Genomic DNA, 14,155 nt, shown 5'->3' on the forward strand with positions numbered 1-14,155 from the left:
ATGGCTCCTTGGCCAGTTTGCCTTTTGTAGGAAAAGCAAACTTATTATTTTAATGTATTATGCTGTTTTTTTTCTATAAAAAACGAAGGTGATACATACGGTTTAACCAGCTGCCCTATCTTTCGCCACTTCAATTTTCAGTTGCGCCACCTTAGGTAAGTCAATGTGACTATTTTGTTTTTGTATAATTGAGTTGAGTTGATAAATTGAAATCAATAGCGCATGAATTTGCACCAGATACCCCTGTTGGTTTAAGCCATGTAACTGTTCTGCAGATAGGGCATTAATCTTATCTTCGTCAATCGTTATCAACCCAGTAATGCTTTGATTTGTTCCATCCTGATACTGCACGACCAAATCGATGCTTTTTAACAACCCCATTTGTTCGAGCTCTTTGCCAAACTGGAAGGTATGTATATCATTTTGAATATCAGCTTCGAGTAATACTTTTGCGCGGCTAAGTTGCATAGACGCTTTGCCATTTTCTTCAAATAATAATTCGCCGTGTTCCTTAGAGAAAACCTGATTTTTTTCATCAATGCCTATGGTATAACTTTTTGCATCCGATTTAGAGCGCATCAAAAAGAAGGGGAAGGTCTTTATGGCACTGGGCTGATAGGTCGATTGCCATTGTCCGTCCTTTACAAACATATTTTGTTGACTTTCGAAGCTTGTCAAAGCAGAAAGTACTAATGCACCATCTTGCGCACTTCGTGTAAAGAATATTGGGAAATTACCTGCAGCCCGCCCCACCTCATTCACTCGCAATTTAACTATTTGCTGGGTTGCAGCAACTTCAACACCACAATTTACTCTTACTTTTAAACCTTGATGTTGAGTACTACTTAGTTCAACTAATTCTGACATCTGTTGTTATCTCTTATTCGCTGAGGCTAGCCACTTTTCAATATAATCTCTGTGCGGTGGCAATGTTTGCAACATCTGTTGAGTAAGCTGTTGGTTGCGTTTTATAATCTGTTCAGCTTGCTGATGTTGACGATATAAGTGACTTTGTTTACTAAAATCAGGATTAAAACCCATGCCATATAGCACATATTGGTAACTTGCCGCTGGGAACAGTTCGATGGCACTATCAAAGTCTTGGCTGGTTGGGCCTCGATACGACCATATTGCTAAGTCTTCTTTTAAGCTTTCAGGAATTGAAGCTTCAGCTACATGAGCTTGCCAATAAGGTTCGGGGCGTTTAGTCAACATATAATGCAACTTGAGAAAGTCTATAATACGCTGCCAACGGTATTGCATTTGTTGATTAAAACGCTTTTCTGCTATCGGCAACAATGAAGCATCGGCAGGCAAATTTTCGGCTATATATCTGGCTGACAACTCCACCAACATAATAGCCGTGGCCTCCAACGGTTCAACAAACCCAGCTGACATACCAACAGCAACACAATTTTTCTTCCAAAACTGCTTTCTATGTCCCGATTTAAAATTTATTTTTCGAGCACTAATACCCTCTGCAGCCACACCAAGATATTTACGCAAGTTGGTTTCGGCTTCATCGTCACTCAAATAATCTGACGAATACACATGCCCGACACCACGTCTATGGGTTAAGCCAATATCCCAAATCCAGCCTGCATTTTGCGCGGTAGCTATAGTATGACAGGCAATAGGACTGTCTATATCTTCATAGGGAACGTGCATTGCCAATGCCGTATCATTAAACAATACATCATCAACGGAAACAAAAGGTACGTCTAAGGCTTTTCCCAAAAGCAAAGAAGCAAAACCGGTACAGTCAACAAATAAATCTGCACTAATCACACCCACTCCAGATGCCACAATATGTTTTATTGCGCCGTCGTTAGTTAAAACAGTATCTTCAACGGTAGCGACGACATGCTCAACACCTAATTTACTTTTACAATGGTCTTTTAATAACTCAGCAAAAGCGCCTGCATCCAGATGATAAGCATAATTACATTGCCCCTTATATTCTGTTTCGGCCATGGTTCTGGGTGCGAGCCCAGCTTCACAAATATGATGTTGAAAATTCGACTCTACTGCATAGTTTTCAATGTTTTTTACATAAGGAGCTAAATCGATACGGCCGTAACCCAGGGGGACTGTAAAAGGATGATAATAAAAATCACCATTTCCATTGACCCAGTCAACAAATTTTCCACCTTGCTTGAATACTGCATGACATTTTTCAAATAAGTCACTTTCTTTAATACCAATTTGCTGCATGGTATTTTTCATAGTCGGCCAAGTGCCTTCACCCACCCCCACAGTAGGAATGTCAGAAGACTCCACTAGTACGACATGCACCGCGGGTTTTTGACCTTCCGCGGTAATACTTTGATGGTGTGCCGCTATCACTGCCGCAGTTAACCATCCAGCCGTACCACCACCTACTACCACTAATTTTTTAACTGCTTTTGACATGATAAGGAGTCTGTCCATCTTAAAATTTTTGATATTTTATTCTTATCTAAAACGACATGTAATAAAACCGTAAAGTAATAATAAATAACATTTTAGATAAAAACGGCCCGGACAATAATGCCACAGGCCATCGGATACACTTCACATCAATGCCTGTCAGACGAGGTTCATCTGACAAGCCTGCGTGACATACTAGAAATTAGCGCGTACGCCTACTGCATAGCGTGTTCCAGTATCTTGGATTTGAGTAGTTTGAATTGCAAAACGACCATGTTTCCGCGTTTCTACACCTGTCAAATTAATGCCTTCGATAAAAACAGTAATGTTTTCGTTGATATCATAACTGGCACTTGCATCCCATTGCCCATACGTATCGACAAACTCTGGTTCACCCGTTCCAGCAGCAAGGGTTTGCAGGAAAGCTTCTCGGTTGTTGTAGGCAATACGTGCTTGCAATGCATCTTTCTCATAAAACATTATCAAGTTTTGTGAATTGCCTAATCCTTCTAACGCAAACGTTTGTGAAACGGTAGTATCAATCTCTGCATCACTGTTAACAACAGTGGCATTAGCAGAAACACCAAAACCATTTTCCCACACATGGGTTACGGATAATTCAAAACCATTGACTTGGGCTGTTTCGCCATTTTGTGGACGACTTACCAAATAGTTTTCTGAAGCACCTTGCAATTCATCAGAAACAATCGCACCTGGAGGAAGTTGATCAGGTGCACAGTTTCCACAAATATTGCCTGGTGTGCTTGCACGATTTCCAAGAACGAATGTCTCTTCACCGCGCAAGGTTGTAATAAAGTCATCTACTTCTTTATTAAAATAAGCGAAGGTTAATGAGCTTGCATCACCAAAGTACCATTCATAGGACAAGTCCCAGTTTTGGGACTTGAAGGGTTTAAGCGCAGGGTTACCACCGGCTGCAGTAAGGTTTTGTAAACGAGGCTCACCAATATTTGTCACAGAAGATAACTGCGACAAAGTAGGTCGAGTTAACGAGTCATAAAAAGAGAAGCGTAATACCATGTCATCTTGAACATCTAGCTTAAAGTTCACACTGGGGAGCAAGTTGGCATAACTGCCACCTTTTGTAACCGGAGCTTCTGAACCTTCATAGACATTCTGGAACAATGTAGTATCACTGGTTGCGATAACATCGGCCAAAACACGTTCAGCACCTTCTACAGACGTATTAGTTTCACTGTACCTTGCACCAACGTTCACTGTCCATGGCATATCGCCTAATTCACCCTGAAACACAAAATCCAAATACAGACTCGTCACTTCTTCACTGATGATAGAAAAATCACCCGTACGCTCAGGATCCCATCCATTGTTAGCCGCGATAATGGCTGCAGTGGTCCCTGCTGGTATTCCTAACGTGCCATCATTGTCTAATTGCATTGCTGAGTTAGTTGATAATACATCAAAGAAAGCCGCTGCATCATATGTGTACCAAGTATCGGTTACGCCCTTGAAAAAGTTATTCGCCGTGTATGGTACTAATGTTCCGCTAGGGACGGAGCCACGATAACCACCGAACAAACCGAACATGCCCGCAATGTTATTTGTGTGAGAGAAGTTTTGAATAGATTTTTTACGATCCTGATGATAAGCACCGAACTTCATTTGAGTAAAGGTATCGCTGTCAGGTGTATAGATAAAATCAGCTTTTATCTCATTCACATCATCTTTATTATCTACACCACCTTTACCATAAACGTGGGTGCGCCCTAAACTTGCGTCAGGCAGAGAACCGCCAGAAAAACCATTATGCTGTGTAGTGAAACTTCCACCATCAAGAGAGGTTTGATAATTATTCACTATGCCGATAACAGTAAAAAAATTACTGCCATCAGATGTATCATTTTCAGCACTCGAGGATGAAAAATCAAAATTAGCTTTTAATTTATCATTAATATCCCACTCAACATTCAATCCCAAAGCTTCGATAGAGACGTTACGGCTATTACCTGAACTCTCAACAAAATCGGTTGCTGCATTACCACCCACTTGGTCAATAAACGTTGCAGTGCGAGTTTCGGGATCAACTGTGACACTGCCAACACGAGTCGGTTCGTACCAAGCAGCTAAATCATGCTGGATAGAGTCCACTTCAAATTCAGACATAAAGCCATCAAAAGTAATTGATATCTCGTCACTAGGTGCATACTGCAATACTAATGAAGCATTGGTTCTGGTTCGCTCTTGCTGATCAGATATATGATCGATATTTCGAGGTATATATACATTACTTGCAAGTACTTCACCTGCGGTATTAGATAGATTAATGCCTGGACGCCAGCCTGTTGTTCCAATGGAGTTAATGTCAACATCACGCTGTTGATGTGATGCAGAAAATAACACACCAAATTTATCATCATCAAATGTGTTACTAATTAAAACCGAGGCGCTTGGTGAGGTTTTTTCATTTAGTTTTTCGTAGGTTGCTTTTACTGAACCAGCTACCCTAAAACCGTCAATATCAAAAGGTCTTGCCGTTGATACATTAATAGTTGCGCCTATGCCACCTTCTTGGAGATCAGCACGTGTACTTTTATAAACATCAGCTCCACTGATCATCTCTGCAGCTAACACATCAAAACTGAATTCTCGACCTGGATTTTCAGTGGCGATTTGACGACCATTGACTAGTACGTTGTTAAATTGTGGACCAAATCCACGAACCGTAACAAACTGCCCTTCACCACCACTTCGGTCAATAGACACACCCGTTATTCGTTGCAATGATTCAGCAACGTTTAAATCTGGGAATTTACCCAAGTCTTCAGCAGCAATACCATCTGAGACAATCAGCGATTCTTTTTTATTTAACATTGCGCGTTTTAAACTACTTACAATGCCCCTTACTTGAATGACTTCAATATCATCAGTTGCGGTTGCTTCTTGAGCAACGACTGAAGACATACTTAACGTAGCTGCGGGTAATATTAAAGCAGCCTTTACTGCTGCCCAAAGATAATTTTTTTTCATATGGTGTGTCCTGTTTTTGTCTAATTAATTATTATATTAAGATGCCATAACTTTTAGCCATTTGGCTTTGTTACGAATATGCGTGTTCAAATAAAACAGGCAAGCATCAGTCCAACCGACAACAACTTATCAACATTTTTGCAACATAAAAATATTGCACTTTGCCATTTACTAGCCGTTACAGTCGACGTTACAAAGTAATATCTTGACTCACGACTAACTTACATTTCATCAAAGCCTTATGCTACATATGCTAACAGCCCATCCAACTTACACTTATATAAGACAAAAGAGTATTTTTTAAAATGATATATACAATTTATTATTACTTATATTCATTAACAAATAACGCCTCACCTCAATCAAAAAATTAACATTTGAAGCTTTTTAATGTTTGTTTTATCTAAAACCTAAGAAAAGTTAGCTAGTTTTAATTGCAAAAGATATTATTCTCACGCTATAACAGCCTCAATTTCTTGGCGTCGATTTTCTAAGCGTTTTAATAAGGTTAAAAACCCAAATATGACAACTTCTCCACAAAACTATATTTCACTTACTGGGCGAAACAGTAGCTTGGTCATCGATTGCAGTAATGACGCACCGCAGATTATGTACTGGCGTGAAAAACTCTCCGCACAAAGTACAGGCCAGATGATGAGCACATTGCGTTTAAGGCAAGAGGCGCCCGCTTCACCGATGAAAGAAATACGCCGTTCTTTAACACCTACCACGGGCCAGGGATATATTGGACATCCTGGTCTAAGTTTGCATGGGGAAACAGATCAATGGTCGGTAGCCACTAAAATATCAAAGATTGAATGTTTAGCGCCCAATCACTATAAAATCACCAACATAGATACCAACCGAAACCTCCAAGTGATTCATACACTCAATATGGATGCAGAAACGGACGTTCTGGCGATTTCAACAGAATTGATTAATAACAGCGATAGCGCTGTTCATGTAGACTGGTGCGCAGCTGCGACGCTTTCTATTCCTAGCTATTTTAAACATATTATTGGATTTGAAGGTCATTGGGCGGGGGAGTTTCAAGAGCATCATCTAGAGCAAAATTTTGGTTCCTACGTGCGTGAAAACCGCCGCGGAAGAACATCACATGATAGTTTTCCAGGGCTCATCATGCGCACCAAAGCCACCGATCAATTACAAGGTGAAGCCTATGGGTTTCATCTTGGTTGGAGTGGTAATCATAAAATTGTTGCAGAAAAAATGGGCGATGGACGTGCTTTTGTGCAAATGGGCGAACTCTTATTACCCGGTGAAATAGTATTGCAACAGGGCGAAACTTATATCTCTCCTACTCTTTACGCCAGTTATACCAGTCAAGGCTTATCGGCTCTTTCTCAGCAATATCATCAATATGTGCGTAAACATTTAATTCGGGAATCAGTTAAAAACAAACCTCGGCCGGTGCATTACAATACCTGGGAAGGCATTTATTTTGATCACGATGTCGATACATTAAAGGACTTAGCCACACGAGCCAGCGCATTAGGAGCAGAACGTTTTGTATTAGACGATGGTTGGTTTATTGGTCGTGATGATGACACAGCAGGTTTAGGTGATTGGTACGTAGACAAAAAGTACTACCCACAAGGCTTAACGCCACTCATCGAGCATGTCAAAGCTGTGGGCTTAGAATTTGGTCTTTGGTTTGAACCCGAAATGGTAAATCCAAACAGTAACTTGTTTCGTGCTCACCCTGATTGGATATTGGGCACCCCCCCCAATCCTCAAACAGGGTTCCGCAACCAGTTAGTATTAGACTTAAGCCGCCAGGCAGTATTTGATTACCTGTTTGAACGTATTGATAGTTTATTGACTGAGTACGACATTACATACATCAAATGGGATATGAACAGAGATCTCAACCACCCAGGCAATGCAAACGGAAAACCTGCGGTTCATAATCAAACCCACGCCTTCTATCAGTTATTAGCCAAGTTAAAATCTACGCACCCAGGGGTGGAAATTGAAAGTTGTGCATCTGGGGGCGGTCGCGCCGATTATGGGGTGTTAGCACACACCGATCGCATTTGGACATCTGACTCAAACGATGCGTTAGAAAGATTAAAGATCCAAAAAGGCTTTTCCTATTTTTTCCCCGCTGAATTAATGGGCTCACATGTGGGACCTAGAGACTGTCATATCACCCATAGAAATATCAATATGGCTATGCGAGCATCGGTCACCTTGTTTGGTCATATGGGCATGGAAATGGACTTACGCGAATTAACCGACGAGGAAACTGTCGAGTTAAAAGCGATGGTTGAGCTGTATAAAAAACACCGTCAACTGGTGCATTCTGGTGATTTATTCCGGCTAGAATTACCTGACTACATGCATGGATTAGGCATAGTTGCACAAGATAAATCTGAAGCGCTGTTTTCGTATAGCTTGATTGCTTGCAGCTCAGCTTCGTTACCAGACCAATTCCACTTTGCTGGACTAGATAAGCAAACTGTATACAAATTAGATATTATCTGGCCAATAAAATCAGGCGAACACTGGCCTAAAGCTTCAATCTTCAATTTTAAGACTTGTCTTCCCAACGTAGACGGCAAACAGTTTTCAGGTGAAGTATTGATGCAACTGGGTATGCAATTGCCCTTACTAACACCACAAAGCAGCCTAATTTTCCATTTATCCAAAGTCAGCTAGCTTAAATTTCCCTAAATGGAAGGGCCTTTAGCTTTCTGGGGGCTTTTACTTTATCTCTGCAACCTATAGACTCAGACTACATCCAAAAGAATAGTTAGGGAAATTCTCCTCAACAATCATCTTTAATCAATTACAACTTAATCCATTGAAATAAATGGAATGGATCGTAAGATAATTAAACCTCGGGAGACTATCATCGTGAATAGAATACTTAACCTCAGTGCTGTGTTTGCTATCAGCACATTATGTGTCAGTCATGTTTCGGCTATCACAGTCAGTGATAAAGCCAATAAAATGGCTCAAGAAAATATTATTATTGACTCCCATATTGATGTGCCATATCGCCTCGAAAAAAAGTGGGTAGATGTGACCAAAGCCACAGCAGATGGTGATTTTGATTACCCTCGCGCCAAACAAGGTGGCCTCAATGCGCCTTTCATGTCGATTTATATTCCAGCCAGTTTAGATAATTCTGCCAATTCGACTAAGTTAGCCGACAAGCTGATTGATTATGTTGAGGCAATAGTGGGTCGCGCGCCCGATAAATTTGCAATTGCTACCAGTACAACAGATGTCGAACAACAATTTTTAAAGGGTCTTATTTCATTACCACTGGGTATGGAAAACGGTTCACCTATTCAAGGTGATTTAGCCAACCTGCAACATTTTTATGAACGGGGAATTCGTTACATAACACTTGCTCATTCACAAGCGAACCACATATCTGATTCATCCTATGATTTGCGCCGTAAATGGAAAGGACTCAGTCCGTTTGGTAAAGAGTTGGTGCAAGAGATGAACAAGGTTGGCGTGTTAATTGATATCTCCCATGTCTCTGATGCGGCTTTTTATCAAACCATAGAAATGACGAAAACACCTGTGATTGCCTCACACTCTTCATTGCGCGCATTTACACCTGGATTTGAGCGTAATATGGACGACGATATGATCAAAGCACTGGGCAAAAACGGTGGCGTAATCCAAATTAACTTTGGTTCAACCTTTGTCACTAAACGTGCCAATGCGTGGAGCAAAAAACGCAGTGCAGGACAAAAAGCGGCAGAAGAAAAATTTGGTCCAGACAGCGAGGAGTATAAAAACTTTCGAGATCAATTTGCCGAAGAAAACCCACTGCCTTACGCTGCATTAGACAGCGTGTTAGATCACATTGACCATGTAGTAAAATTGATTGGCATTGACCATGTAGGCATTGGTTCTGATTATGACGGTGTGGGCGACTCCCTACCAACAGATTTAAAAGACGTGTCGACGTATCCCAACTTAATACAAGGTTTATTAAATCGCGGATACACCGATGCACATATAATCAAAATCCTTAGCGGTAACTTTATGCGGGTTTGGAAGACCAACGAACAATTCGCTGCACAGCACTAAAAAAACCACAAAAATGCAATGTAATATATAGCACGTTAAAGATTGATGTTAAAAAGCACCTTATTGATAAGGTGCTTTTTATTGGGCAGCTGTTTACTTTGGGCTAACAGCTTTAGTCTTAGCCAAGTTTATCTTGGGTTTTATTATTAAAATCACTGGCGTCATTACGCTGGCGTAGTTGACCTTCAGGCTGGCCCCAACTGCGATTGACCATCTTACCGCGCTGCACAGCATCCCTAGCATCAATTTGTTTAGCCCAGCGTAATAAATGTGTATATGACTTAACATCTAAAAACTCAGCCGCTTCATATAACTTGCCTAGCACCATAGCGCCATTCCATGCCCAAATAGCCATATCAGCAATAGTGTATTGGTCACCACAGATAAATTCTTTATCTGATAAGTGAATATTGAGTACATCAAGTTGACGTTTGACTTCCATCGCATAACGATCAATCGGATATTGGTATTTTTCTGGTGCGTAAGCATAAAAGTGTCCGAATCCACCACCTAACATCGGCGCACTGCCCATTTGCCAAAACAACCATGACGTACACTCTGCCTTTTTAGCAGGATCACTGGGTAAAAAAACGTTAAATTTTTCTGCTAAATACAATAAAATAGCCCCGGACTCAAATACACGAGTCGGGGGGTTAGCGCTGTTGTCCATTAAAGCTGGTATTTTTGAATTAGGGTTGATAGCAACAAAATCACTGCCAAACTGCTCACCTTCCATGATATTCACTATATAAGCATCATATTCTGCCCCAGTAAAACCTGCTGCCAGCAACTCTTCTAACATCACAGTGACTTTTACACCATTAGGCGTAGCTAATGAGTGCAGCTGCAAAGGATGTTTACCAACTGGTAACGTTTTATCGTGGGTTGCACCGGCAATAGGGCGATTGATATTGGCAAATTTCCCACCACTTGCAGCATCCCAAGTCCAGACTTTAGGGGGGACGTAAGTTGCATCTGTCATATTAAGGTTTCCCGTTCAGAATAAAGTGAATAATGATGAGGTAAGACTAACATAATAAATCTTTCGCCCACTTAGGGGTAAATGTTGAACATAAACTATTCACAAAAGAACAGGTTGTATATACTAAAAAGGGTTCCAAAAATTTGAAACCCTTTTATTAAGTGTGACCAACGACTAACGCTAGTATTCCCACCAAGACTGTTGCCACCATTCTAAAAACTCTTCAAAGTCGATAGAGCCGTCGTTGTTCTTATCGATTAAACCAAAGCCTTCTTGAACATGGCTCGCTTTGGTCTTGGGCGATAAAACCGTTAACAACTCAATAAATTCTCTTAAGCCTATTGTACCGCTGCCGTCGACGTCAAAGAAATCAAACTCTTGTCTAACTTCAGCAATTTTTTCAGGGGCTAATGCTTTTTCAGATGCATTCTCAGACATAATCTATCCAATTTCTTCACTTAAATTTTAATGAGTTAAGTTTAACGCTTATGACGAGTCAGTGTCTATATTCTATTCATAAAGCGGTCAAATAAGTCGTCTATTTTTAAGTCAATCAACCGTTGCTTTTACCCATAGCAGTGCGCTGCGCCCGACGACTAGCAGCCTTGTGTTGGCGTCTTAACTTGATGGCCTTACGCGCCTCTAAACCAAGATGCTCCTCATTACGTTCTTTGGCTAAACTCACTTGTTTTTCTCGCTCTGTGAACCTTGCAAGCTGTTCTTCAGTGTGTTTACCATAGCACTTGGGACAACTCACACCCGCTTCAAACTCGTCACTTTCTTTGTCTTCTTCAGTAATAGGCAAACGGCATGCGTAACATTGGTCATAATGGCTTTTTTCTAAATCGTGATTTACCGCCACGCGATTGTCAAACACAAAACAGTCGCCTTCCCATAAGGTATTATCTTTTGGCACGTCTTGTAGATACTTAAGAATGCCACCCTCAAGGTGATACACCTCATCAAACCCTTGTTCTTTTAAATAAGCGGTCGACTTTTCACAACGAATACCACCGGTACAAAACATCGCTATTTTTTTGTTTTGTTCTGGGTCTAGATTATCTTTCACATATTGAGGAAACTCACGAAAAGACTCTGTATTGGGATTAACCGCATGCTTAAAAGTACCAATTTCAATTTCGTAATCGTTACGAGTATCAATTAACAACACCTCAGGATCAGAAATCAAAGCATTCCAATCAGCAGGTTTAACGTAGGTACCCACTGTTTTAAGGGGATCTATACCTTGCACCCCCATAGTCACAATCTCTTTTTTAAGCTTGACCTTAGTACGGTGAAACGGCTGGGTCTCGTCTACAGACTCCTTGACCGATATTGGATTAAGTCGCTCATCAGCGTTCAACCAATCAAGTAAGATATCGATGGTTTGGCGAGTACCAGAAACAGTGCCGTTGATGCCCTCTTGTGCGAGAAGCAACGTGCCTCTGATATTATTAGACTCCATAAACTGCAGTAAAGGCTCACGAAGGGCTTCGAAATTCTCGAGTGTGACAAATTTGTATAACGCGCAAACAACGTACTTTGCTGGTTCAGACGTACCTGAAAGAGTTGAAATATGTGACATAATAACTACCTTGCGAATTGGGGCGTAATCCCAGAGCAAAAATTGAAAGGAGATCTTAGCAGGTTTGGGGGTTTTGCGTCAATTTTAGGAGTTTGTTATAACATGGGTATGTTATGACAATGCGATGTAAATCATCGCTTACTGCCATCCAGATTGGCGTCCGTATTGCACGTTGCTCAGAGTCCCTTCTGTGACCAGTTTGCATATTGAGGAGTTCCCCTCACACCAACACACGTCAATGCAGAATTGTTAATCAGTTTGCTAATTAAGAATACAAGATCGTTATCCACAAATAGAGCTAGGTGTCATGCATTGCGCAAGCGTGCTATCTTAGTTGGTTAGTTATTTCGTTTGGGTGTCTGATTCATGTCTAGTTAATCCCAATAAGAATAGTCAAAGGGGAAACAATCATGGCACCAAAACCAGCTTTATCAAAACTTCCGATTAAGCTCGCGACGTCGGGGTTTTATCGGGGCTTTAGTGTCGATGTGACTGTCGTGAGTAAAATCATAATCAGTGCACTGGTTGTTTGGGCGATCTTTTGGCCAGTCCATGCAGGCAAGTTACTGGGGGATTGGAACTCTCTAATTCTGGCCAATTTCGCAGCTTGGTACATCTGGGGTGTCGCCCTTTTTGTGATTGTATGTATTGGCTTAGCAATTTGGCCTGCCGCAGGCCGGCTTAACTTGGGACAACCGGGTGAGAAACCTGAATTTTCAAATTTCTCATGGTTTTCGATGATGTTCAGTGCAGGGATTGGTGTTGGTATGCTGACATGGGCAGTGGCCGAACCCGTTACCCATTTTGCCAACAACCCTGAGGTCATTCAAGGGATCACCACAGGCGGTGAGGCTGACAATGTGCGCATGGCATACAAATGGTCATTCTTGCACTGGGGTACAGGCGCATGGGCTTGCTACGCCATTGCCGGCCTTTCAATGGCGTTCTTTAGCTATCGCCGTGCATTACCATTAACCATACGATCATCGCTGACGCCTTTATTTGGCAAGTCGCTGTCTGGGCCATTGGGGCATATTATCGATATTGTGGCCGTTGTTGCGACCATTTTGGGTGTGGCACAGACTCTTGGGTTTGGTGTGGAACAATTTGTTGCAGGACTGACTCGCATTGGTATTAGCGGTCTGGTAAATGCAGAGGGCGCTACAACCACCTTCGGTATCATTTTTGCGTTGGTAATCATTATGGGAGCTTCAACCTTGTCTGCCCTTTCCGGTGTGGGTAAAGGCATAAAATGGCTTTCCAATGTCAACATGGTTCTGTCGGTCATCTTGCTCGGATTTTTTATCATCTTTGGCGCAACGTTCTTTGGTGGCAACGCGATATTCTTTGGCATTTGGGATTACCTTATCGCACTGCCACAGATGAGCTTTAATGTCTGGAAGACAGATGGCGTTGAAGGATCAGAGGCATTCTTACTGACACAGTGGCAGGGCTGGTGGCCAGTGTTTTATTGGGCATGGTGGATTGCGTTTGCACCATTTGTAGGGTTATTTCTTGCACGTATATCTCGTGGGCGCACAATACGTGAATTTGTACTTGGTGCGATGTTAGTACCATCAATTATGTGTTTTATTTGGTTTGCTTGGGCCGGTGGAACTGCCATCGATTTGGAACTAAATGGCGGTGCCAACGGTATCATCTTTGATGCGGCCAACGCTGACAAAATTTTTGCCATGACACAATTCATGTTAGAGCCAGTCAGTGAATGGTTATCATGGGGCATGACACTATTGATCGTTGTCCTATTGATGACGTTCCTTGTCACATCAGCTGACTCGGCAGTGTTGATTGTGAACACTATAAACGCAGGTGGCGACGAAGGTCCCAAAGCCCGGCCACATATCCTTTTCTGGGGTGCGGCTCTTGGTCTTGTGGTGGCAGGGCTGCTTATTTCTGGTGGTACAGCGGCTATTAAGACGGCGATGGTCATTGGGGCGCTGCCATTTTCGTTTGTGATGGTTTTAATGTGTTTTGCACTGGTCTTTGCGATATTCAACGATGGCCTGCGAGCGGCTGCTGGCGTACAAACCACATTTGCAAACAACAATGCAAAGCCTACAGGATAATCTGCT

The 14,155-nt window shown here is 41.8% G+C and carries 9 protein-coding genes; 3 read left to right on the forward strand and 6 right to left on the reverse strand.

Translation table 11 applies throughout. The features are described from left to right. Window positions 1-102 precede the first annotated feature (102 nt). The 3 genes from Q0Y52_RS01480 to Q0Y52_RS01490 all read right to left on the reverse strand — a co-directional run bounded on the left by Q0Y52_RS01480 (window position 103) and on the right by Q0Y52_RS01490 (window position 5,418). Window positions 103-867 carry a SapC family protein gene (locus Q0Y52_RS01480; protein WP_297817066.1) on the reverse strand — a complete coding sequence of 255 codons (765 nt, stop codon included), beginning with the start codon at window positions 865-867 and terminating at the stop codon, window positions 103-105. A gap of 6 nt (window positions 868-873) precedes the next feature. Beyond that, a complete protein-coding gene (locus Q0Y52_RS01485; protein ID WP_297817069.1) occupies window positions 874-2,412 on the reverse strand; it encodes a tryptophan halogenase family protein in 1,539 nt (512 codons plus the stop codon). 192 nt (window positions 2,413-2,604) lie between these two features. Further along, the gene (locus tag Q0Y52_RS01490) at window positions 2,605-5,418 is read right to left on the reverse strand and encodes a TonB-dependent receptor (protein WP_297817072.1); all 2,814 of its coding nucleotides are present in this window, start codon (window positions 5,416-5,418) and stop codon (window positions 2,605-2,607) included. A gap of 522 nt (window positions 5,419-5,940) precedes the next feature. Between Q0Y52_RS01490 and Q0Y52_RS01495 the strand changes: the two genes are divergently transcribed. Further along, the gene (locus Q0Y52_RS01495) at window positions 5,941-8,100 is read left to right on the forward strand and encodes an alpha-galactosidase (RefSeq protein WP_297817075.1); all 2,160 of its coding nucleotides are present in this window, start codon (window positions 5,941-5,943) and stop codon (window positions 8,098-8,100) included. Window positions 8,101-8,298: 198 nt separating this feature from the next. Continuing rightward, the gene (locus Q0Y52_RS01500) at window positions 8,299-9,495 is read left to right on the forward strand and encodes a dipeptidase (protein ID WP_297817078.1); all 1,197 of its coding nucleotides are present in this window, start codon (window positions 8,299-8,301) and stop codon (window positions 9,493-9,495) included. A 118-nt stretch (window positions 9,496-9,613) separates the two neighbouring features. Here the strand turns inward: Q0Y52_RS01500 and yghU are convergent, their stop codons facing one another. From yghU to Q0Y52_RS01515, 3 genes are all read right to left on the reverse strand, one after another. Continuing rightward, a complete protein-coding gene (yghU, locus tag Q0Y52_RS01505; RefSeq protein ID WP_297817081.1) occupies window positions 9,614-10,477 on the reverse strand; it encodes a glutathione-dependent disulfide-bond oxidoreductase in 864 nt (287 codons plus the stop codon). Between the two features lie 180 nt (window positions 10,478-10,657). After that, window positions 10,658-10,915, reverse strand: coding sequence for an EF-hand domain-containing protein (locus Q0Y52_RS01510; RefSeq protein WP_297817085.1), 258 nt, complete (start codon window positions 10,913-10,915; stop codon window positions 10,658-10,660). A 115-nt stretch (window positions 10,916-11,030) separates the two neighbouring features. Further along, window positions 11,031-12,062, reverse strand: coding sequence for a rhodanese-related sulfurtransferase (locus tag Q0Y52_RS01515; RefSeq protein WP_297817088.1), 1,032 nt, complete (start codon window positions 12,060-12,062; stop codon window positions 11,031-11,033). A 410-nt stretch (window positions 12,063-12,472) separates the two neighbouring features. Between Q0Y52_RS01515 and Q0Y52_RS01520 the strand changes: the two genes are divergently transcribed. Next, on the forward strand, window positions 12,473-14,149 hold the full coding sequence (locus Q0Y52_RS01520; protein WP_297817091.1) for a BCCT family transporter: 1,677 nt from the start codon (window positions 12,473-12,475) through the stop codon (window positions 14,147-14,149). The last annotated feature ends 6 nt before the right edge of the window (window positions 14,150-14,155 follow it).

The sequence above is a fragment of the uncultured Paraglaciecola sp. genome, from assembly GCF_943787955.1.
Taxonomy (GTDB): Bacteria; Pseudomonadota; Gammaproteobacteria; order Enterobacterales; family Alteromonadaceae; genus Paraglaciecola.

Coding starts and splice junctions, on each gene's coding strand:
- Q0Y52_RS01515 (WP_297817088.1), bottom strand. CDS start 12,062: ATGTCACATATTTCAACTCTTTCAGGTACGTCTGAACCAGCAAAGTAC.
- Q0Y52_RS01510 (WP_297817085.1), bottom strand. CDS start 10,915: ATGTCTGAGAATGCATCTGAAAAAGCATTAGCCCCTGAAAAAATTGCT.
- Q0Y52_RS01495 (WP_297817075.1), top strand. CDS start 5,941: ATGACAACTTCTCCACAAAACTATATTTCACTTACTGGGCGAAACAGT.
- Q0Y52_RS01520 (WP_297817091.1), top strand. CDS start 12,473: ATGGCACCAAAACCAGCTTTATCAAAACTTCCGATTAAGCTCGCGACG.
- Q0Y52_RS01485 (WP_297817069.1), bottom strand. CDS start 2,412: ATGTCAAAAGCAGTTAAAAAATTAGTGGTAGTAGGTGGTGGTACGGCT.
- yghU (WP_297817081.1), bottom strand. CDS start 10,477: ATGACAGATGCAACTTACGTCCCCCCTAAAGTCTGGACTTGGGATGCT.
- Q0Y52_RS01490 (WP_297817072.1), bottom strand. CDS start 5,418: ATGAAAAAAAATTATCTTTGGGCAGCAGTAAAGGCTGCTTTAATATTA.
- Q0Y52_RS01480 (WP_297817066.1), bottom strand. CDS start 867: ATGTCAGAATTAGTTGAACTAAGTAGTACTCAACATCAAGGTTTAAAA.